Annotated in this window: 17 protein-coding genes; 7 read left to right on the forward strand and 10 right to left on the reverse strand. The window is 68.4% G+C overall.

Annotation, left to right across the window (positions count from 1 at the left end):
• Positions 1 to 233: 233 nt before the first annotated feature.
• The 3 genes from coaBC to ACIGII_RS13795 are packed head-to-tail and all read left to right on the forward strand — an operon-like array spanning position 234 to position 4,313.
• Positions 234 to 1,487, forward strand: coding sequence for a bifunctional phosphopantothenoylcysteine decarboxylase/phosphopantothenate--cysteine ligase CoaBC (gene coaBC, locus ACIGII_RS13785; RefSeq protein ID WP_399638910.1), 1,254 nt, complete (start codon positions 234 to 236; stop codon positions 1,485 to 1,487).
• A complete protein-coding gene (gene dut / locus ACIGII_RS13790) occupies positions 1,484 to 1,957 on the forward strand; it encodes a dUTP diphosphatase (RefSeq protein ID WP_399638911.1) in 474 nt (157 codons plus the stop codon). Before coaBC ends, dut begins: the two co-directional genes overlap by 4 nt.
• Positions 1,958 to 1,970: 13 nt before the next feature.
• Positions 1,971 to 4,313 (forward strand): phosphomannomutase/phosphoglucomutase, encoded by a 2,343-nt coding sequence (locus ACIGII_RS13795; RefSeq protein ID WP_399638912.1) that lies wholly within the window; start codon positions 1,971 to 1,973, stop codon positions 4,311 to 4,313.
• 675 nt (positions 4,314 to 4,988) lie between these two features.
• On the opposite strand, the gene ACIGII_RS13800 is transcribed toward ACIGII_RS13795, so the two are convergent.
• The 8 genes from ACIGII_RS13800 to pyrE all read right to left on the reverse strand — a co-directional run bounded on the left by ACIGII_RS13800 (position 4,989) and on the right by pyrE (position 14,518).
• Positions 4,989 to 5,708: a response regulator transcription factor gene (locus tag ACIGII_RS13800; RefSeq protein WP_399638913.1), complete on the reverse strand. Its 720-nt coding sequence runs from the start codon at positions 5,706 to 5,708 to the stop codon at positions 4,989 to 4,991.
• Entirely contained in the window at positions 5,689 to 8,349 is a 2,661-nt protein-coding gene (locus ACIGII_RS13805) for an ATP-binding protein (protein WP_399638914.1), read from the reverse strand. Before ACIGII_RS13805 ends, ACIGII_RS13800 begins: the two co-directional genes overlap by 20 nt.
• Positions 8,350 to 8,386: 37 nt before the next feature.
• On the reverse strand, positions 8,387 to 9,064 hold the full coding sequence (kdpC, locus tag ACIGII_RS13810; RefSeq protein WP_399638916.1) for a potassium-transporting ATPase subunit KdpC: 678 nt from the start codon (positions 9,062 to 9,064) through the stop codon (positions 8,387 to 8,389).
• Entirely contained in the window at positions 9,061 to 11,112 is a 2,052-nt protein-coding gene (gene kdpB / locus ACIGII_RS13815; protein WP_399638918.1) for a potassium-transporting ATPase subunit KdpB, read from the reverse strand. The genes kdpC and kdpB overlap by 4 nt, the downstream gene beginning before the upstream one ends.
• 11 nt (positions 11,113 to 11,123) lie before the next feature.
• Positions 11,124 to 12,836, reverse strand: coding sequence for a potassium-transporting ATPase subunit KdpA (gene kdpA, locus ACIGII_RS13820; RefSeq protein WP_399638919.1), 1,713 nt, complete (start codon positions 12,834 to 12,836; stop codon positions 11,124 to 11,126).
• Between the two features lie 12 nt (positions 12,837 to 12,848).
• Complete coding sequence (locus ACIGII_RS13825; RefSeq protein WP_084739105.1) at positions 12,849 to 12,941, reverse strand: potassium-transporting ATPase subunit F; 93 nt, start codon at positions 12,939 to 12,941, stop codon at positions 12,849 to 12,851.
• Between the two features lie 239 nt (positions 12,942 to 13,180).
• On the reverse strand, positions 13,181 to 13,843 hold the full coding sequence (locus ACIGII_RS13830; protein WP_399638921.1) for a hypothetical protein: 663 nt from the start codon (positions 13,841 to 13,843) through the stop codon (positions 13,181 to 13,183).
• Between the two features lie 15 nt (positions 13,844 to 13,858).
• Positions 13,859 to 14,518, reverse strand: a complete 660-nt coding sequence (pyrE, locus tag ACIGII_RS13835) for an orotate phosphoribosyltransferase (protein ID WP_399638923.1) — start codon at positions 14,516 to 14,518, stop codon at positions 13,859 to 13,861.
• A gap of 163 nt (positions 14,519 to 14,681) precedes the next feature.
• On the opposite strand from pyrE, the gene ACIGII_RS13840 reads away from it, so the two are divergent.
• The 3 genes from ACIGII_RS13840 (at position 14,682) to ACIGII_RS13850 (ending at position 17,168) form a co-directional block, all read left to right on the forward strand.
• Entirely contained in the window at positions 14,682 to 15,482 is an 801-nt protein-coding gene (locus ACIGII_RS13840; RefSeq protein ID WP_399638924.1) for an exodeoxyribonuclease III, read from the forward strand.
• Entirely contained in the window at positions 15,479 to 16,855 is a 1,377-nt protein-coding gene (locus ACIGII_RS13845) for an AmpG family muropeptide MFS transporter (RefSeq protein WP_399638926.1), read from the forward strand. The genes ACIGII_RS13840 and ACIGII_RS13845 overlap by 4 nt, the downstream gene beginning before the upstream one ends.
• Before the next feature lie 85 nt (positions 16,856 to 16,940).
• Complete coding sequence (locus ACIGII_RS13850) at positions 16,941 to 17,168, forward strand: hypothetical protein (RefSeq protein ID WP_095362623.1); 228 nt, start codon at positions 16,941 to 16,943, stop codon at positions 17,166 to 17,168.
• 134 nt (positions 17,169 to 17,302) lie between these two features.
• Here ACIGII_RS13850 and ACIGII_RS13855 read toward each other — a convergent pair whose 3' ends face one another.
• Positions 17,303 to 18,427 (reverse strand): anhydro-N-acetylmuramic acid kinase, encoded by a 1,125-nt coding sequence (locus tag ACIGII_RS13855; RefSeq protein ID WP_399638928.1) that lies wholly within the window; start codon positions 18,425 to 18,427, stop codon positions 17,303 to 17,305.
• A 96-nt stretch (positions 18,428 to 18,523) separates the two neighbouring features.
• A complete protein-coding gene (locus ACIGII_RS13860; RefSeq protein ID WP_399638930.1) occupies positions 18,524 to 19,987 on the reverse strand; it encodes a peptidoglycan DD-metalloendopeptidase family protein in 1,464 nt (487 codons plus the stop codon).
• 167 nt (positions 19,988 to 20,154) lie between these two features.
• Between ACIGII_RS13860 and tyrS the strand changes: the two genes are divergently transcribed.
• Positions 20,155 to 21,366 carry a tyrosine--tRNA ligase gene (tyrS, locus tag ACIGII_RS13865; protein ID WP_399638931.1) on the forward strand — a complete coding sequence of 404 codons (1,212 nt, stop codon included), beginning with the start codon at positions 20,155 to 20,157 and terminating at the stop codon, positions 21,364 to 21,366.
• The last annotated feature ends 269 nt before the right edge of the window (positions 21,367 to 21,635 follow it).

Here is a 21,635-nt window from a genome sequence, read left to right on the forward strand (position 1 = left end):
CAAGTGCGATTTCCGGGGCACTGGACGATGTGTCAAGTAGCGTGTCTGTCGCCTCGTTCTCATGGCGTACCGGCTGCGCTCGACCCTCCTACGTGGGCCAGCGCCTGGCTCCGGTGCTCACGCCCCCAGCGGTCCCCTAATGACCAAAAACCCGCTCCTTATGCCCCTGGGGCATCAGCCCGGCACCCCCCATCGGGTAAGCTAATCGCCTCAGATCGACAGGAATTCCGCAGGTGGCTGACTCCCCCCAGGCTTCCCCGGCGCAGGCGCGCCCACTGGCAGGCCAGAAGCTGTTGTTGTGCGTGGGTGGCGGCATCGCGGCCTACAAGTCGCTGGAACTGGTGCGCCGCCTGCGCGACGCCGGGGCCCAGGTGCAGGTCGCCATGACCGCCGGCGCCCAGCAGTTCGTGACCCCGCTCAGCTTCCAGGCCCTGTCCGGCCAGCCCACCCGCACCACCCTGTGGGACAGCGCGGCCGAACAGGCCATGGGCCATATCGAGCTGGCGCGCTGGGCCGACCGCATCGTGGTCGCCCCGGCCACCGCCGACCTGCTGGCCCGGCTGGCCAACGGCCATGCCGATGACCTGGTCACCACCCTGTGCCTGGCCACCACCGCGCCGCTCACCGTGTGTCCGGCCATGAACCATCGCATGTGGCTGCACCCGGCGACCCAGGCCAACATCAGCCTGCTGCGCGAGCGCGGCGCCCAGGTGATCGGCCCGGAAGACGGCCCGCTGGCCGAAGGCGAATCCGGCCCCGGCCGGCTGAGCGAGCCGCACGCCATCGTGGCGGCGCTGGCGTCGGTGCAGGACCGTGCTGTGGCCGAGGCGGCACAGGAATTGAAGGGCCTGCGCGTGGTCATCAGCGCCGGCCCCACCTATGAAGACCTCGATCCGGTCCGCTACGTGGGCAACCGCAGCAGCGGCAAGATGGGCTATGCGCTGGCGGCCGCCGCCGTGCGCCAGGGCGCGCAGGTGGTGCTGGTCAGCGGCCCGGTGCACTTGGCCACCCCGGCCGGGGTGCAGCGGGTGGACGTGCGCTCGGCCGCGCAGATGCGCGATGCCGTGCTCGAGGCGTTGCCGGCCGACATCTATATAGGCGCGGCGGCGGTGTCCGATTACACCCCGCGCCAGATCGCACCACAGAAGCTGAAGAAGACCGCCGGCTCGCAGACGTTGACGCTTGAACTGGTGCGCACTGCCGACATCCTGGCCGAAGTGGCCGCGCAGACCAACGCGCTGAAGCTGGTGGTCGGGTTCGCCGCCGAAACCCACGACGTCGAGAAATACGCGCGGGGCAAGCTGGTCGACAAGCGGCTGGACCTGGTCATCGCCAACCAGGTCGGGATCAGCAACGGCGGCTTCGAAAGCGATGAAAACGCGGCCACGGCGTACTGGCAGGGCGGGGAACAGGTCTTCCCCGGCACCAGCAAGGCGCAGCTGGCCGAACAACTGTTGTCCCTGATTGCCCAGAGGTTGCACGCATGACCCAAGCCCCGTCCCTGCAGGCCCTGCAGGTGAAGCTGCTCGATCCGCGCTTCGGCGACACCTGGCCGCTGCCGGCCTACGCCACCGAAGCCAGCGCCGGCCTGGACCTGCGCGCCGCGCTGGAAACCGAGCTCACCCTGCAGCCGGGGGATACGGCGCTGATTCCCAGCGGCATCGCCATCCACATCGCCGACCCGAACCTGTGCGCGGTGGTGTTGCCGCGCTCCGGCCTGGGCCACCGCCACGGCATCGTGCTCGGCAACGGCACCGGCCTGATCGATGCCGACTACCAGGGGCCGCTGCTGATCAGCGCCTGGAACCGCGGCCGCGAGGCCTTCACGCTGCAGCCCGGTGACCGTATTGCACAGTTGGTCGTGTTGCCGATTGCACGCGTGGGGCTGCAGGTAGTGGATACTTTCACCGACAGCGCCAGGGGAACGGGTGGATTCGGCCATACCGGGGTGCGCTGACAGGGGGAACACGATGAGCAAGGCAAGGGCGGAAGGACAGCCGCGATCGACAGGCAAGCGTAACCAGCTGCTGCTGGTGGGGGCCCTGGTGCTGTTGGCGGCATGGTTTGCCTGGAGCGGCGTGCGCCAATGGCGGCAGGCGTCGGTAGGCCATGCCTTGGAAACCTCGCGCGACCAGATCGTGCAGGGCGTACAGGCCGCCCTTTCCGGGCAGACCGCGCAGCTGCGCACGCTGGTGAAGAGCGAACGGGTCAGCACCGCGCTGGCCGCCGGCGACGCCGACGCCACCGCGCTTGCGGTGCGTGAGGGCTGGCCGGGCACCGAAGAAGTGCAGGTATTCACCACCGACCTGGACTCGGCCTACGCCGACCCGAAGACCTTTGGCTACGCGCGTCTGGCGCTGCTGGAAGCGGCCATCGCCGGCGACACCGTCACCGCGCGCGTGGTACGCGACGCCGGTGGGCAGCGCCTGGGCCTTGCCGTGCCGGTGCAGCTGGGCAGCCGCGGGCCGGCGGTCATCTATGTGCGTCAGCCGCTCCTGCGCCTGACCGGCACCTTCGACCAGGTGCGGGTGCCGTCGGCCGGCTACCTCGCCTTGCGCCAGGGCGGCCACAACATCATCGAGCAGGGCGACACCACGCTGTCGCAGTCCGCCGAGGGTCTGGCCCGGCCGATCGGCAAGACCGGCCTGCGCCTGTCGGCGGCGGTACCGGACATCGAACCCGGTCCGCTGGGCCTGGGCGCGATTCCGTCCATCATCGTGGCGGCACTGCTGCTGGCCATCGCCGGCATGCTGCAGTTCGGCAAGGGCAAGGTGAAGCTGCCGCGCCGCCGCGCGGAGGCGGTGGAAGGCGAGCAGGGCCCGACCCTGCGCGAAAGCCTGGAACTGGATCCCGTTCTGGAGCCGACCGCCGCGGCGGGCAGCGATGCCGCGCCGCCGCCGCTGCCGGCCGGCCCGGGCAACGACGTACCCGACGCCATCTTCCGGGCCTACGACATCCGCGGCGTGGTCGGCCGCGAGCTCACCCCGCAGGTGGCCGTGCTGATCGGCCAGGCCATTGGGTCGGTGCTGCAGGTGCAGGGGCTGCGCGACATCGTGGTCGGCCGCGACGGCCGCCTGTCCGGGCCGGAACTCAGCGCCAGCCTGATCGAGGGCCTGCGCCGTGCCGGCTGCGATGTCATCGACATCGGCCTGGCCCCCACCCCGGTGGTGTACTTCGCCAGCTACCACCTGCGCGCGGGCAGCTGCGTGGCGGTGACCGGCAGCCACAACCCACCGGACTACAACGGCTTCAAGATCGTGGTCGGCGGTGAAACCCTGTCGGGCGATGCCATCACCGAGCTGTACCAGCGCATCCGCGACGGCCAGCTGCACGTGGCCGCCGAACCGGGCAGCCTGCAGCAGCGCGAGGTCAACGCCGATTACATCCAGCGCATCGCCGACGACGTGCAGCTGGACCGCCCGATCAAGGTGGTGGCCGATGCCGGCAACGGCGTGGCCGGCGAACTGGCCCAGCCGCTGCTGGAGGCGATCGGGGCCGAAGTCATTCCCTTGTACTGCGACGTGGATGGCACCTTCCCCAACCATCACCCCGACCCCAGCGATCCGGACAACCTGCAGGACCTGATCCAGACCGTGAAGCGCTTCGATGCGGACATCGGCCTGGCCTTCGACGGCGACGGCGACCGCCTGGGCGTGGTGACCCGGGAAGGCAACATCATCTACGCCGACCGACTGCTTATGCTGTTCGCGGCCGACGTGCTGCAGCGCAATCCCGGCGCCCTGGTGATCTACGATGTGAAGTGCAGCGGCAAGTTGTCCGACTACGTGCTGCGCAACGGCGGCAGCCCGATGATGTGGAAGACCGGGCATTCGCTGATCAAGGCCAAGATGCGCGAAACCGACGCCGAGCTTGCCGGTGAGATGAGCGGGCACTTCTTCTTCAAGGAGCGCTGGTTTGGTTTCGACGATGGACTGTATGCAGCGTCGCGCCTGCTGGAAATCCTGGCCCAGCGGGAAGAAACCCCGTCCGAGGTGCTGGACGAGCTGCCTGACAGCGTGTCCACGCCGGAGCTGAAGGTGCCGGTGGAAGCGGGCACGCCGCATGCGCTGGTGTCGTTGTTCGTCTCGGCCGCGCAGGCGGAGGAGTCGGCGTTCTTCGGCGCGCGCCTGTCCACCATCGACGGCCTGCGAGCTGATTTCCCTGACGGCTGGGGCCTGCTGCGCGCGTCCAACACTACCCCGGTGCTGGTGCTGCGTTTCGAAGGCAACGACCAGGCCGCGCTGGAACGCATCAGGACGCTGTTCCGCGACCAGCTGCAGCCGCTGCTGCCCGGCGTGGACTTGGGCTTCTAGAAAAGCGTACCGACCAACGGTCGGTACCTACCCCGCAGTCAGGCAGCCAACGCCGATCACCGCTACGTATCGACCGTTGGTCGATACAACCGCAGTCAGGCAGCCAGCGCCGATCACCGGTAGGTATCGACCGTTGGTCGATACAACCGCACGCCGGCAGCCAACGCCGACATCACCGGTAGGTATCGACCGTTGGTCGATACAACCGCAGGCCGGCAGCCGACGCCGATCACCGGTAGGTATCGACCGTTGGTCGATACAACCGCAGCCCGACAGCCAACGCCGACCACCGGTAGGTATCGACCGTTGGTCGATACAACCGCACGCCGGCAGCCGACGCCGATCACCGGTAGGTATCGACCGTTGGTCGATACAACCGCACGCCGACAGCCAACGCCGACATCACCGGTAGGTATCGACCGTTGGTCGATACAACCGCACGCCGGCAGCCAACGCCGATCACCGGTAGGTATCGACCGTTGGTCGATACAACCGCACGCCGACAGCCAACGCCGATCACCGGTAGGTATCGACCGTTGGTCGATACAACCGCACGCCGGCAGCCAACGCCGATCACCGGTAGGTATCGACCGTTGGTCAATACAACCGCACGCCGACAGCCAGCGCCGATCACCGGTAGGTATCGACCGTTGGTCGATACAACGCACCCCCCGGTCACCCCTTGAACCGCAACCCCACGCCCGGTTCGGTGAACAGGTAGCGCGAATCCAGCGCCGAATCCCCCAGCTTATGGCGCAGCTTGCCCACCAGGATGCGCAGGTAATGCGTGTCGTGCTGGTGGGTCGGCCCCCAGATCTCGGCCAGGATCTGCGGCTGGGTCACCACCCGGCCGGCATTGCGAAGCAGCAGCGACAGCAACGCATACTCCTTGCGGGTCAACGCCACCGTCGCCCCGTCCAGCCGCACCTCACGGCGCACCAGGTCGATATGCAGGTGGCCGTCATCGAACTGCGGCAACACCCCGTCGGCCGACACCGTGCGCGTGCGCAGCAGCGCACGCACCCGCGCCATCAATTCCTGCGTGCCGAACGGCTTGGTCACGTAGTCGTTGGCGCCGTTGTCCAGCGCCAGCACCTTCTCGGTTTCGCTGGCGCGCACGGTGAGCATGATGACCGGCACCTGGCTCCACTGGCGCAGCTCGGCCAGCACCTCATGGCCCTCCATGTCCGGCAGGCCGATATCCAGGATCACCAGGTCCGCGCCTTCACCCACCAGCTGCTCCAGCCCGTCCTGCCCGGTGGCGGCCTGCAGCACGCGATAGCCCTGCGCGCGCAGGCTGATCTCGAGGAAGCGACGGATCTGCGCTTCGTCGTCGATCACCAGCACACGTGGCGGTGGCACACCGTGGGAAGGGTCAGGATTCGTCGTGGTCATCGGCAGGGTGGGGGTGCAGCAGGGGGAGCGTGATGCGGATCAGGGTACCGCGTCCGTCGCGGCCTGGCAGCGCCTGCACGCTGCCGCCGTGGGCGCCGACCATGCCCTGGGTGATGGTCAGCCCCAGTCCGGTGCCATGCCGGCCGCGGTCGCCGCGCTCCACGCTGTAGAACATGTCGAAGATCCGCGCGCGTTCCTCATCGGGAATGCCGGGGCCGGCGTCGAGCACGTCGATGCGCAGGTCGCCCTCCACCAGGCGCGCCTGCACCTCCACCGGCGCGCCGGGCGGGGAGAATTTGGCCGCATTCTCCATCACGTTGAACACCGCCTGCTCCACCAGCGCAGGGTGCACCCAGATCGGCGCCAGCGTGCCGGGAATGTCCAGCTGCAGCGTCACCCCCGGTTGATACCGCTGCAGGCGGCGCGCGGCCGATCCCACCAGTTCGTCCACCCCGATCCAGTCGCGGTTGATCTTCAGGCCCTCGTGGCCCAGCCGGGTCATGTCCAGCAGGTTCTGGATATAGCGGTCCAGCCGCTCGCCCTCCACCAGGATCGTGTCGAGCAGGGCGCGGCGGTCGCTGGCGTCCATGGCATCGGCGTAGCTGGACAGGCTGTCGGCCGAGCCGATCATCGCCGCCAGCGGAGAACGCAGGTCGTGCGACACCGACGACAGCAGTGCCGAACGCAGGCGTTCGGTCTCGTTGCTCACGTGGGCCTTTTCCAGGTCGGCCACCAGCCGGGTACGCAACGCGGCCTGGGCGATGTCGTCCACCATCGCCTCGGCCAGCTGGCGCTGCTCGGGGGTCAGGCGCGGCGCGCTGCGCGGGAAGCGGATACCGGCCACGCCGATGGTGCGTTCGTCGCCGTCCAGCAGCGGCAGGAACCACCACTCCGCACCGGCCAGCGTGTCAGTGAAGCGTCCACTGGGCTGCCCGTGGCGCTGCGCCCAGTCGGCGGCGGCCAGGTCGGTGTCGCCGGGTGCGGCGCTGCCACTGGTACTGGTGTCGGCGCCGATGCGCAGCCAGGCCGGCGCGTCCAGCGCCTGCTCGATGGCCTCGCGTCCGGCCTGCGCCACCTGTTCGTTGCTGGCCGCACGGGTCAGCTGCCCGCCCAGCACCTGGCGCGCATTGGCGTGCCGGTTGGCGGCGCGCAGCGCCACCACCTGCATGCGCAGGCGCGAGGCCAGGCGCCCGGCCACCAGCGCCGCCACCAGGAACAGGAACACGGTGATCACGCCCTGGCGCGCGCTGATCGCGAAGGTGAAGCGCGGGGCGATGAAGAAGAAGTTGTAGGCCAGGAAACACAGTGCCGCGGCCATCACCGCCGCACTGGTGCGGCTGCGCGCGGCCACCACCACCACCGCCACGATGAACACCATCGACAGGTCGTACAGCCCCACCCAGCGCTCGGCCAGCAGGGCCACCAGGCACGCCAGCGCCGTGGCCACCAATGCCAGCACGGTATCGCGCCCGGTGCTCAGGGTCGGCATCGCCAGCCCATGGCGGCGTGCACGCGCACGCGCCTGCGGGGTACCGATGATGGTGATCTCGTAATGCGCGCCGCGCTGGATCAACTGTTGGGTCAGGGTTCGATTGAGCATGCGCGCGACCGGTCGTTCGCGGGTGCGGCCCAGCACCAGGGTGGACACGCTGTTGTGCGCGGCGTGGTCCAGCAGCGCGTCGGCGATGCTGGGCCCGTGCAGCAGTTCGGCCTCGCCGCCCAGCCGCCGCGCCAGCGCGAAGGCCGCATCGATCTCGCGGCGGGTGCTGTCGTCTTCGCGGCGGCGTTGCACCGTCACCACCGTCCACGGCGCGTCGCGGCGCTCGGCGATGCGTCGCCCCACCCGCACCAGGTACTCGCTCTGGCCGCCACCGTCGATCGCCACCAGCACCCGTCGCCGCAGCGGCAGGTTGCCTTCGCCACGTGCGGCGCGCGTTTCGCGCAGGCTGGTGTCCACCCGGTCGGCCGCTTCCTGCATCGCCAGCTCGCGCAGGGCGGTCAGGTTGGCCGGCGAGAAGAAGGCCTGCAGGGCCTGCGCGGCCTGCTCGGGCACGTACACCTTGCCCTGCTGCAGGCGCTCGATCAGCTCGCGCGGCGGCAGGTCCACCAGCACGATGTCATGCAGGCGGTCCAGCACAGCATCGGGCACGGTTTCGCTGACCCGTACCCCGGTGATGCGCATCACCACGTCATTCAGGCTTTCCAGGTGCTGGATGTTGATCGTGGTCCAGACGTCGATGCCGGCGTCCAGCAGCTCCACCACGTCCTGCCAGCGGCGCTCGTGGCGGCTGCCCGGCACGTTGCGGTGGGCCAGCTCATCCACCAGCACCAGCGCCGGGCGCCGCGCCAGCACCGCATCCAGGTCCATTTCCTGCAGCGCATGCTGCTGGTACTCGCGCTGCAGCAGCGGCACCTGCGGCAGGCCATCCAGCAGGGCCGAGGTCTCGGCGCGGCCGTGGTTTTCCACCAGCCCCACCACCACGTCCACGCCGCGGCGCAGCTGCTCGTGCGCGCGCCCGAGCATGCTGTAAGTCTTGCCCACGCCGGGAGCGGCGCCCAGGAACACGGTGAGCTTGCCGCCGGCCTCGCGCTGCAGGCTCTCCACCAGCGCGTCGGCCTGTCGGGTGCGGGAGTCAGTCATGGGGGCAGAGTGTGCGCCGTTCGGTGGCAAGGCGACATCATCGCGCAGTCGTCTCCGTCGCACCGGCTGTCGCCTGGCTGTTCTTCAACCCGTCCAGGGCCATGTTCAACGTCATCACGTTCACCCGCGGCTGCCCGAACACGCCCCACTGCGGGCCCTGCGTATGCGCCTGCACCAGGGCCTGCACCTGCTCCACGCCCAGCCCGCGGTTGCCCGCCACGCGCTTGACCTGCACGGCCGCGGCGGCCGGCGACAGCTCCGGATCCATGCCCGCGCCGGACTGGGTCACCAGGTCGCCCGGCACGTCGTCCACGGCGATGCCTTCGCGCGCTGCCACGGTGCGGGCAGCGTCGGCGACGCGTTCCTGCAGGGCAGGGTTGCTACGCGCCAGGTTGCTGCCGGCGGCGGCCATCGGGTCGTAGTTGGCCGCCGACGGGCGCGCCTGGAAATAGCCATCGCCCACGAACGGCTGCGCCACCAGCTGCGAACCCCGGACCTGCCCGTGGTGCAGCAGCAGGCTGCCCTGGGCCTGGGCCGGAAACAACGCCGCACCCAGCCCGGTGGTGGCCACGGCGTAGGCCAGGCCGAGCACCAGCAGGCTGGCCACGCCCAGGCCCAGGGCCGGGCGCAGCGCAGCGCGGTGCTGCAGGGAAACGGCAGTGGCGGCGCGCGCACGCGCCGGACGGGACAACGAAGCAGCAGCGGAGCGGTTCATGCGCCAAATACCGAGTAGAGGAAGAGGTCGATCAGCTTGATGGCTGCGAACGGCAGCAGCACGCCGCCCAGCCCGTACACCAGCATGTTCCGGCGCAGCAGCGCGGTGGCGGTGGCCGGGCGGAAGCGCACCCCGCGCAGGGCCAGCGGAATCAGGGCCGGAATCACCAGGGCGTTGAAGATCAGCGCCGCCAGCACCGCGTTGCGGGGGCTGGACAGGTGCATCACGTTCAACGTGGCCATCGCCGGCAACGCGGCGGCAAACAGCGCCGGCAGGATCGCGAAGTACTTGGAGACGTCGTTGGCCAGCGAGAACGTGGTCAGCGCACCGCGCGTGATCAGCTGCTGCTTGCCCACTTCCACCACCGCCAGCAACTTGGTCGGGTCCGAATCCAGGTCCACCATGTTGCCGGCCTCCTTGGCCGCCTGGGTGCCGGAGTTCATCGCCAGGCCGATGTCGGCCTGGGCCAGCGCCGGCGCGTCATTGGTACCGTCGCCGACCATGGCCACCAGCCGCCCACCGGCCTGTTCGGCGCGGATGCGGGCCAGCTTGTCTTCCGGGCGCGCTTCGGCGATGTAGTCGTCCACACCGGCTTCAGCGGCAATGGCGGCTGCGGTGAGCGGGTTGTCACCGGTGATCATCACCGTGCGGATGCCCATCGCGCGCAGCTGGGCGAACTTCTCGCGCATGCCGTGCTTGACCACGTCGCTGAGTTCGATCACGCCCAGGATGTAGCGGCCCTCGCACACCACCAGCGGGGTGGCGCCGTTGCGCGCCACCTGTTCCACGCGCCCGGCCAGCTCCGCCGGCACCGTGCCGCCCAGTTCGCGCACATAGGCCGTGATCGCGTCCGAGGCGCCCTTGCGGATGCGTCGGCCACCGTCCAGGTCCACGCCGGACATGCGGGTTTGTGCGCTGAAAGCGAGGTACTCCGCGCGGTCGGGCTCAGCGGTGGTGCAGCCCTGCTCGCGCGCCAGCCGCACTACCGATTTGCCTTCCGGGGTCGGGTCGGCCAGCGAAGAGAGCAGCGCCGCTTCGCGCAGCTGGGTCGCGTCGATGCCGGCCAGCGCGTGGAACTGGGTGGCCTGGCGGTCGCCGTGGGTGATGGTGCCGGTCTTGTCCAGCAGCAGCACGTCCACGTCGCCGGCCACTTCCACGGCCTTGCCCGACTTGGCCAGGATGTTGGCCGCCAGCGCACGGTTCATGCCGGCAATGCCGATCGCCGGCAGCAGCCCGCCGATGGTGGTCGGAATCAGGCACACCAGCAGCGCGATCAGCAGCAGCGGGTCCACCTGCACGCCGACGAATGCACCGATCGCCGGCAGCGTGGCCACCACCACCAGGAAGGTCAGCGTCATCGCCGCCAGCAGCAGGGTCAGCGCCACTTCGTTGGGCGTCTTCTGCCGGTTGGCGCCTTCCACCAGCGCGATCATCCGGTCCAGGAAGCTGTGCCCGGGTTCGGCGGTGATCTTCACGATGATCTGGTCCGACAGCACCTTGGTACCGCCGATCACGCCGCTGCGGTCGGTACCGGCCTCGCGCAGCACCGGTGCCGATTCACCGGTCACTGCCGCTTCGTTGATGGTGGCCAGTCCCTGCACGATCTCGCCATCGGCCGGCACCAGCTCACCGGCACTGACGATCACATGGTCGCCCGGGCGCAGTTCGGCGGCCGGCACCTGGGTCTCACTGGCACCGGCATGCGCCGCGGCCAGGCGGCGCGCGCTCAGGTCCTGGCGCGCCCGCCGCAGCGAGGCCGCCTGGCCACGACCGCGCGCTTCGGCCACCGCTTCGGCGAAATTGCCGAACAGCACGGTCAGCAGCAGGATCGCCGTCACCGCCAGGCCGAAGCCCATCGGCGCATGGCCGGTGAGCGTGACCAGCAGGCTCACCAGCGTGCCCGCCATCACCACCGCCATCACCGGGCTGCGCACCAGGTGGCGTGGCGAGAGTTTGATCACCGCATCGCGCAATGCCCGGCGCAGGCCGGCTGCGTCGAGCAGGCGCGGGCGGCGGGAAGTAGCTGCATTCAAGGGATAGGTACTCATGGTTTCACGTCTCAGCGCAGCGTCAGCGACAGGTGGTCGGCAACCGGGCCCAGCACCAGCGCCGGCATGAACTGCAATACGGTCAGGATGACGATCAGCGCGATCAGGGTCAGCGCGAAGGTCGGGGTTTCAATCTGCAGGGTGCCGGCCGACTCGGCCGCACGCCGCTTGGCGGCCAGCTGTGCGCAGACGATCAGCGGAATCACCAGCACCGGGTAGCGGCCCAGCAGCAGCACCAGCGTGCAGCTCAGGTTCCACCACGGGGTGGCATCACCCAGGCCTTCAAAGCCGGAGCCGTTGTTGGCGAATGCCGACACGTACTCGTAGAACACCTGGCTCACCCCATGGAAGGCGGGGTTGGAGGTGCCGGTGATCGAGGGAATGGCCAGGGTGATCGCGGTGAACGCCAGGATCGTGATCGGCTGCAGCAGCACCAGCAGCGCCAGCAGCTTCACCTGCGGGGTTTCCAGCTTGCGACCCAGCAGCTCCGGGGTGCGCCCGGTCATCAGCCCGGCCAGGAATACGCCCAGCAGCAGGTACACGATGAACTGCTGCAGGCCGCAGCCGATGCCGCCCCAGATCGCACTGATCAGCATGTTCACCATGGGCACGGCCCCGGCCAGCGGGCTCAGCGAGTCATGCATGCCGTTGACCGAACCGTTGGACACCTGGGTGGTGACCGCGGCCCACAGCGCCGTGCCGTCCGCACCGAAGCGCACTTCCTTGCCTTCCATCAGCAGCGGGCTGGCGGCGGTGGCCGAATGGCCCTCCAGCCACACCGTGGCTGCCACCGATACGCTGGACATGGCCAGCATGCAGCCGAACACCAGCGCCGCCAGGCGCTTGCGGCCGGTAAACGCGCCGAGCATGAACACCACCGCGATGGGAATCAGCAGGATGCCGATCAGTTCCAGCGCGTTGGACAGTGGCGTCGGGTTTTCCAGCGGCATGCTGCTGTTCGGGCCGTACCAGCCACCGCCATTGGCGCCCAGCTGCTTGGCCGCCACCATCGCGGCCACCGGGCCCAGCGGCAGCTTCTGGGTGTCCATGCCGGCCGCGGCATCGATCGGCGTCGCCACCGGGCCGGCGGCGAGGGTGGAAGGTACCCCCTGGCTGGTGAGCAGCACCGCCCACAGCAGGCACAGCGGCAGCATGAAGCGCACGCAGGCCCGCACCACGTCGGCGTAATAGTTGCCCACGTCGATACGCTGGTCGGCCGGCCGCGCGTTTTCGCCGGATTCGCCTTCCGGCAGCCTGCCGAACAACGCACGCAGGGTGGCCACCACCAGCGCCAGGCCCATCATCGGTGTCACCACCTGCAGGCCGGTGATCGCGGTCATCTGCGCGAAGTAGGAGAGCTGCGCCTGGCCGGAGTAGTGCTGCTGGTTGGTGTTGGTAAGGAACGACACCATCGTGTGCAGCGCGGTGTCCCAGCGCATGTTGGGAATCTGGTCGGGGTTGAACGGCAACCACGCCTGGGTCATGAAGACCGCCTGCACCAGCACGGCGATCACCAGGTTGCTGAGCAGGAAGGCGCCCACGTAGCCGCGCCAGGACATGCCCCGCACCGGGTCCACGCCCAGCACGCGGTACAGCGGGGTCTCAATCCAGGCGAACAGCGCATCGCCACGCATCGGACCACCGCGCATTACCCGGGCCAGGTACAGCCCAAGCGGAAAGGCCAGCACGATGCTGGCCAGCAGGATCAACAGGATCTCGGTCATGGTCGGCTCCGGTCAGAACTTTTCGGGCGCAAGCACGACATACAACAGGTAGGCGGCGGCGACGAGCACCAGCACCCCGCAGACCAGCGACAGCCAGGCAGGCAAGGTAGGGCTCGCCGCGGCAGCAGCGGCAACAACAGGCAGGGTCAGGCTCATGGGACGTCCAGGTGGAACCACTCCACGTCAGGGCGCCATGGTGATCCCGGCCGGCGTAAAGGCTCCACGCCTGGCCGCCCGCCAACCCGTAAAAAGTGCATAAAAAAGGTCTGCCGACGCACGTCGGCAAACCCCGGTAAACGCATTGAACCCGGTAGCGCCGGCCGTTGGCCGGCCCTCACGCCCTTCTATCCGGGCGGATCGGTCGAAACACCCTTCAACAACCGGTACCGCTGCAGGGTCTCCTCGATCTCCACGTCCAGCGCCTTGCGCTGCGCCTCGTAGGAGGCCTGCATGCGCTTCTGCGCCACCAGCTCGGCATGGCGCAGGCGGATGTCCTCGGCCTGCTTGGGCGCCACCGGCTGGCCTGCCAGTTCGCGGTCGCCCGCGCTGCCCAGCAGCGTCACCAGCGCATCGCGCAGGCTGGCCACGTTGTAGCTGGCGGTATTGACGTTGTTGTCCAGGATGCCGGTGCGCTCCACGAACACCCGGCGCAGGTCGGCCTCGTCCTCGTAGGTGGACAGCATGGCCTGCTCGGTACGCTGGCGGGTTTCCTCGGCGGCCTTGTCCAGTTGCGCCTGGGCGGCCGCCACGGCCGCATCGGCGCGCTCTTCGTCGGTGAGCGTGCGATCCACACCGCCGCGGCGCAGGCCACTGCTGACGCTGAATTCCTCGCGCGCGCTGTTCACCGCCTCCTGTGGCAGGGCATCGCTGCAGATGCGCTCACTGCCCTTGTTCCAGCAGTACAGCTTCTTGGGCTTGGCATCGCCGCTGCTGCGCTGCGCCTGCGCGGTCAGCACGGGCGCGGCCAGCAGCAGGCCAATGACGGTGAACGTGGCAATCCTGGACATAAGAGCCCCCTGCTCTCAACGCGTAGGACGGCTGCCGTAGCGGGAACGATAGTCCTCCAGCGGCTGCCGGTACCCGACAAGTTCCGGATTTCCGGAGGCAAAATCAAGCAGGTCGGCCAACGTCGCTACCGCCACCACCGGAATGCCGGCCTCGTCGGCCACGGCCTGGGCGGCCGAACGGCGGTCTTCTTCCGAGGCGATCTCCTGGCGGTCCAGCGCCACCACGATGCCCGCCGGGGTGCCGCCGGCCTGCTTGATGATGCCCAGGGCCTCCCGGATGGCGGTGCCGGCGGTGATCACGTCGTCCACGATCAGCACGCGCTTGCCGTTCATGTCCGCGCCGATCAGGTTGCCGCCTTCCCCGTGGGTCTTGGCTTCCTTGCGGTTGAAGCTCAACGGCAGGTCACGGCCGCGCTGGGCGAACTCGCAGGCGGTCGCGGTGGCCAGCGGAATGCCCTTGTAGGCCGGGCCAAAGACCACGTCGAACTTCAAGCCGGTGGCTTCCACCGCATCGGCGTAGCAGGCGGCCAGCTGGACCATGCTGGCGCCGGAATCGAAGCGGCCGGCATTGAAGAAATAGGGGCTCAGGCGGCCCGACTTGAGGGTGAACTGGCCAAAACGCAGCGCATCGGCGGTCAGGGCCAGCTGCAGGAAACGGTGACGGTGGTCGCTCATCTAACGCTCTATTCAATTTTCTTGGAGCGCAGATGCTAATGCATCGCCACCAATTCAGGCTCGTGACCCCCCGCCGCAGGCCCTGCAATGGCCGGATCCGGCCAGCCGATCGGCAGGGCAACCCGGTATGCTTTGGCGGTTACCGTTCCAGACCCGGGTCAGCATGCGCATCATCAGTTTCAACGCCAATGGCATCCGTTCCGCCGCCACCAAGGGTTTTCTCGACTGGTTCCGCGCCCAGGACGCCGACGTGCTGTGCATCCAGGAAACCAAGGCCCAGGAAGACCAGCTCACCGACCCGATGTTCCGCCCGGACGGCCACCACTGCTTCTACCGTGACGCGATCACCAAGAAGGGCTACAGCGGCGTGGCCATCTACAGCAAGCGCGAGCCCGACCAGGTCATCACCTCGCTGGGCTGGGCCCCGTTCGACGACGAAGGCCGCTACATCGAGGCCCGCTACGGCAACCTCAGCGTGGTCTCCTTCTATATTCCGTCGGGCAGCTCCGGCGACCTGCGCCAGGGCTTCAAGTACGAAGTGATGGAATGGCTGCGCCCGATCCTGGCGCAGTGGCTGGCGAGCGGCCGCGACTACGTGCTGTGCGGGGACTGGAACATCGTGCGCTCGGCGCTGGACATCAGGAACTGGAAATCCAACCAGAAGAACTCCGGCTGCCTGCCGCCCGAACGCGACTGGCTCAACGGCCAGTGCGTCGACGCCGGCCAGGCACTGGATGTCGCCGGCGGCCAGGGCTGGACCGATGCCTACCGCCTGCTGCACCCCACCGGCGAGGACTACACCTGGTGGAGCAACCGCGGCGCGGCCCGGGCCAACAACGTAGGCTGGCGGATCGACTACCAGTTCGTCAGCCCCGGCCTGCGCGACCGCCTGCGCGGGTGCTCGATCTACCGCGATGAGCGCTTCTCCGACCATGCCCCGTTCACGGTGGACTACGCCCCATGAGTGACCTGCCCGCCGCCAAGCCCCGCCGCCCCTGGCAGCGGGTGCTGGCCAACCTGCGCGAGCGCAAGGTGTTGGCCATGCTGCTGCTGGGCTTCAGCTCCGGCCTGCCGATCTACCTGGTGGGCAACACACTCGGCTTCTGGATGCGCAAGGAAGGCATCGAGCTGAGCACGATCGGCTTCCTGTCGTGGGTGGGCCTGGCCTATACGCTGAAGTTCCTGTGGGCACCGGTGGTGGACAGGACCGACGCGCCCGGTTTCGGCTGGCTGGGCCGCCGTCGCGGCTGGATGCTGCTGTCACAGCTGGTGGTGGCCGCCGGCCTGGTCGGCATGGCGGTGGTGCAGCCCAAGGGCGGGCAGATGCTGTTGCTGGGCATTGCCTGGGAACATGTGGCGGTATTCGGGGTGATGGCGGTCATCGTGGCCTTCGCCTCGGCCACGCAGGACATCGTGATCGACGCCTGGCGCATTGAAAGTGCGTCCAATAGCGAGCAGCTTGGCCTGCTCACCTCCTCGTCCGCGCTCGGCTACCGGACCGCGCTGCTGGTGACCGACGCACTGATCCTGCTGATCGCCGCCCGGGTCGGCTGGCAGGTGTCCTACGAAATCATGGCCGCGCTGATGGCCGTGGGCGTGGTGGCGGTGATCACCGCACGCGAGCCCGCGCGTGCCGTCGCCGCCGCGCAGGCGCAAGGCGCCTCCCTGTGGTCGCCGCGCGGCCTGTTCGACGCCGTTGTCGGCCCGTTCGTGGCCTTCGTCCGCGAACACCGCAGTGGCGCCATCCTGATCCTGGTGGCCATCAGCGTGTACCGCATGGCCGATTTCATCATGGGCCCGATGGCCAACCCGTTCTATGTGGACCTGGGCCTGAGCGAAGACACGGTCGGCGCGGTGCGCGGCTCGGTGGGGCTGGTGGCCACCTTCTTCGGCATTGCCGCCGCCGGGCTGGTCTCGGTGCGCTGGGGCGTGCTGGTGACCCTGGTGGTGGGCGCCGTGCTGGGCCCGTGCTCCAACCTTGCCTTTGCCTGGCTCGCCTACGTGGGCCCGGACGCGACCCATTTCGCCGCGGCCATGGCCATCGACAACTTTGCCGGCGGGTTTGCCGGCACCGCCTTGATCGCCTACATGTCCAGCCTTACCAACATCGGTTACACCGCCACCCAGTACGCCCTGCTCAGCTCGTTCTATGCCATGCCCGGCAAGGCGCTGAAGGGGCTGTCCGGCTGGGCGGTGCAGTCGCTGGCGCAGGGCCGCACCCTGCTGGAGGGCTATGCGCTGTTCTTCATCGGCACTGCCCTGATCGCCATCCCGGTGGTCATCCTGTGCGCCCTGCTTATCGTCCAGCAGCGCCGCCGCCTGCGCGCCGCAGCCTGAGTGGTGCTTGCCGACACCCCCCGGCTGGGCCATGATCGTCCCCGTTGTACCGTGGGGGCGGTGCGTTGCCATCGGGGGAGAACACATGGCTGATCTAGTGCTGCGCGACCTGGACCCGCTGCTCAACGAGCGCATCCGCCGGGTAGCGGTTGCGCGCGGCTGGACCCGCGAGCACACCTGCGTGGTCCTGCTGGAACAGGGTCTGTTCGCCAGCGAACTGGAAGTGCGCAGCGGCTTCCACGACCCCGAAGTGAATGCCCTGGCCGACGCGATTGCGGCGCTGCAGGCGCTGCCGGACGTAAAGGCGTTCTAGGCGTAATCGGTAGGCCCGACCGGTAGAGCCGACTGTCAGTCGGCTGCTCCCCCCCGGCCCCATGAGCGCTTCTGGTGTCGCGTGTCACCGCGTTACCGCGTTACCGACCAACGGTCGGCGCTACCTGGCCTCCCTCACGCTGGGTGGATCGCGCCCAATATCCGCGGCCCGCGCGCCCCGGTCACGCTCGGCAGGTTGCCCGGCAATCCCTGCAGCGTCCGGTGCGCCAACCACGCAAACCCCATCGCTTCCAGGTAGTCCGGGTCCAGCCCGTGCACTGCGCTGGACTCGACCACCACCCCGGGCAACCGCGCGCTGAGTCTGCGCAGCAGCTGCGGGTTGCGAACGCCGCCGCCGCAGACCAGCACCCGCGTTGCGTCCGGCAGGTGGACCAGCAGCGCGTCGGCCACCGTGGCTGCGGTCAGTTCCAGCAGCGTGGCCTGCACGTCCGCCGGCGCCAGGGTGCGGCCGGCCATCGCCGCCTCGGCCCACGCCAGATGGAACTGCTCGCGCCCGGTGCTCTTCGGCGGCGGCAGCGCGAACCACGGATCGGCGCGCCACTGCGCCAGCAGGTTTTCATCCACCTGCCCACTGGCTGCAAACGCGCCGTCGGCATCGAACGGCACCCCGCGGTGCCGTTCGCACCAGGCATCCATCAACGCATTGGCCGGCCCGGTATCGAAGCCACGCGGCGTGCCTTCGCGCGGAATCAGGGTCAGGTTGGCAATCCCGCCCAGGTTCAACACCGCGCGGTCCTCGGCGGCCGTGACCAGCATCGCCAGGTGGAAGGCCGGCATCAGCGGCGCACCATGGCCACCGGCGGCCACGTCGCGGCGGCGGAAATCGGCCACCGTGGTGATCCCGGTCAGCTCGGCGATCCGGTTGGCATCGCCCAGCTGGCAGGTAAAGGCCGGGTCGGCCAACGGCCGGTGCCGCACGGTCTGCCCGTGTGAGCCGATCGCGCGCACCCGGGTCGGGTCCAGCCCGGCCTCCTGCAGCAGGCGGTTGGCCGCCGAGGCGAAGGCAATGCCGATCTGTGCATCGATCCGGCCCAGCGTGTCCAGCGAACCCAACTCGCCGCCTTCACCCAGCGCCACCAGCTCAGCGCGCAGGGCGGGGTCCCAGGCATGGGTCAGACCCTGCACGAAGCGGCAACCGCCCTCCGCCGGAAACCGCACCAGCGCGGCATCGATGCCATCGGCGCTGGTGCCGGACATCAGGCCCAGGTAGAGCGGGGTAGTGGAATCAGCTGCGGTCATGGCCAGGCGCTTGAACAAGGTGCGTGCAGCTTCCGCGCAACCTGTCGCCGCCGTCAATGCGCGCGCCATGGCGGCGCGCGCTGCGGCGGAACGCGATCAGCCGCGGTTGCCCTTGTTCGGCTTGGCGGTGCTGGCGGTGGTGGTCGCGGCCTTGTCGGCCTTCGGCGCCGGGCTGGCATCAGCGTAGATCAGCTTCTCCATGCCCTGGATGCGCGCCAGTGCCGGCGCGGTCTGCGCACGGAAGGCGACCAGCTCGCTGCCCTGCAGCGGCTCCGGCGGCGGCATCGTCACCGACAGCGGATTGCGGTGCACGCCATTGACGCGGAATTCGTAGTGCAGGTGCGGGCCGGTGGCCAGGCCGGTCGAGCCCACGTAACCGATCACCGTGCCCTGCGCCACGCGCTGGCCGGTCTTGATCTTGCCAAAGCGCGACATGTGCCCGTACAGGGTGGTGTGGCCACGGCCATGGTCCAGGATCACCACATTGCCGTAGCCGCGCTGGGTGCCGGCGAACTGTACCCGTGCGTCACCGGCGGCCATGATCGGCGTGCCCGTGCGGGCGGCGTAGTCCACGCCCTTGTGCATGCGCATCTTGCCCAGCACCGGGTGCTTGCGCGCACCGAAGGTGGAGCTCAGGCGCGCGAACGGAATCGGCATGCGGATGAAGCTTTTCTTCAGCGGCCGGCCGCTCACGTCGAAGTACTCGGACTTGCCGTTGCGGTCAAAGCGGAAACCGCTGTAGGTCTTGCCGCCCGAAGTGAAGGTCGCGGCCAGGATCTTGCTGGTGTCCACCTTCTCGCCTTCGCGCCAGGTTTCATCCATCACCACGCTGAAACGGTCGCCCGGCTGCAGGTCCTTGGAGAAGTCGATGTCGTACTTGAAGATCTCATCGGTCATCGTCGCGATCGCCGACGGCGACAGCCCGGCCTTGCGCGCTGCCGCGTACAGCGAACTGGTGATCTCGCCGCTGGTCACCACCCGGCGGGTGGAGCTCTCGCGCTTGCTGACCTTCTCGGTGATCTTGCCTTCCTTGAGGCTCAGCTCCACGCGGTTGTCGCTGTCGCGGTCGTAGCGGATGGTGCGCAGCTCGCCCGACAGCGGCAGGTCGAAGCCGATCTCCGTGCCCGGGCGCAGCTTCACCAGCGAATCGCGAACCCCCGGGTGATCCAGCACCTGGTGCATCACCGTGGCCGGAATGCCGGCTTCGTCGAACAGGTCGCTCAGGGTCTGCCCGCGCTGCACCCGCAGTACCTGCCAGCTGTCGCCCGGCACCTGCTTCAGGCGCTCCTGGGACAGCGGCGGCAACGGCAGCGCCAGGGTCGAGTGGCTGGGCGAATACGGGCCCTCGATGGTGTGCGAGAAGCCTGGCACGATCGTGGCCACCAGCGCGCCGATGGTGGCGAACAGGCTGGCGTGCATCCAGTGACGGCGGGTCCAGCGCTCATTGAACGCGGCCGGGAGGTGTTGCCTGAGCTTCCGATGCAGGGCGGTGTCGTGAAGGACGTGAAGGCGTTCCTTGAAGCGCTGCTTGCGTGCGCGGCCTTGATCGGTGTTCAGCATCGTCGGTGTGTTCCTGACTGGCCCGGGAGCGCGGGCCCAAACGTCGGTAACATAGACAGGTATAAATACCGCGTCAAACCCTTGTGCCTATTGGCTTTTGTGAAGCGCTTGCGGTTAACTTGTACTTAACGTCATTCATGTAAATAAGGCATTGCCGGGAGTTGCACGTGTCCTCGATTGAACAAGCCCTAGCCCAGATCGGCCGCGGCGCCGATGAAATCCTCAAGATCGAGGAGCTGCGGCAGCGGCTGGAGAGCGGCCGCCCGCTGCGGGTGAAGGCCGGTTTCGACCCCACCGCCCCGGACCTGCACCTGGGCCACACCGTGCTGCTCAACAAGCTGCGCCAGTTCCAGGACCTGGGTCACCAGGTGATCTTCCTGATCGGCGACTTCACCGGCATGATCGGCGACCCCTCCGGCAAGAACGCCACCCGCAAGCCGCTGAGCAAGGACGACGTGCTGGCCAATGCGCGCACCTATGAAGAGCAGGTGTTCAAGGTGCTGGACCGCGAAAAGACTGAAGTGCGCTTCAATTCGGAGTGGTTCGGCACGATGGGCGCGGCCGACATGATCCGCCTGGCAGGGCAGCACACCGTGGCGCGCATGCTCGAGCGCGACGACTTCGCCAAGCGCTACGCCGCCCAGCAGTCCATCGCCCTGCATGAGTTCCTGTACCCGCTGGTGCAGGGTTACGACTCGGTCGCCCTGGAAGCGGACGTCGAACTGGGCGGCACCGACCAGAAGTTCAACCTGCTGATGGGCCGCGGCCTGCAGGAGCACTACGGGCAGAAGCCGCAGATCGTGCTGACCATGCCGCTGCTGGAAGGCCTGGACGGCGTGGCCAAGATGTCCAAGTCGCTCAACAACTACATCGGCATCAGCGAGCCGGCGATCGACATGGTGACCAAGACCATGAAGATCGGCGACGACCTGATGTGGCGCTGGATCGAACTGCTGTCCTTCGAGATCAGCCAGGCTGAAGCGGTGAGCCTGCGCGAGCAGGTCGCCGCCGGCACCCTGAACCCCCGTGAGGTCAAGCTGCGCCTGGCGCGCGAGCTGACCACCCGCTTCCACGATGCCGACGCGGCCGAGCTGGCCATTGCCGGCTGGAACGCGGCGGTGACGGGGCAGGGCGATGTGACCCTGCTGCCGTTGCAGGAAGTGGTCATTCCTGCCGAGGGCCTGCGTATTGGTGCGCTGCTGACCGCGGCCGGGGTCACCCCGAGCAATTCCGAGGCCTCGCGCAAGCTCAAGGAGCGTGCGGTCAAGGTGGACGGTGAGGTGGTGGACGATGCCCAGCGGGTGTACCTGCCCGGCTTCGAGGGGTTGCTGCAGGTGGGCAAGCGCAACTTTGCACGTGTGCTGCTGGTGGCCGCCTAGGAGCCACAAGGGTTTCGCGCCTTCGGGCGCGGACCCAGCATGAATGAATGCACAGAACCGTGAAAAAAGGTCGTTGACCCCCTTCACAAACGACCCGGTTGGGGACATACTTCCCCTCCCCCGACGCAGGGGCCACCGCAAGGCGGCAACCGCGAAGGAACAGGACGCCAACTGCTTCGAAAGAAGGTGTTGACGGAAACGAAAAGCCTGACATAATAGGCGGCTCGCTTCGACGAAAAGACCTTCGGGTCGCAACGACGAAGCAGCAT

Source organism: Stenotrophomonas sp. NPDC077420 (genome assembly GCF_044543385.1).
Classification (GTDB): domain Bacteria; phylum Pseudomonadota; class Gammaproteobacteria; order Xanthomonadales; family Xanthomonadaceae; genus Stenotrophomonas.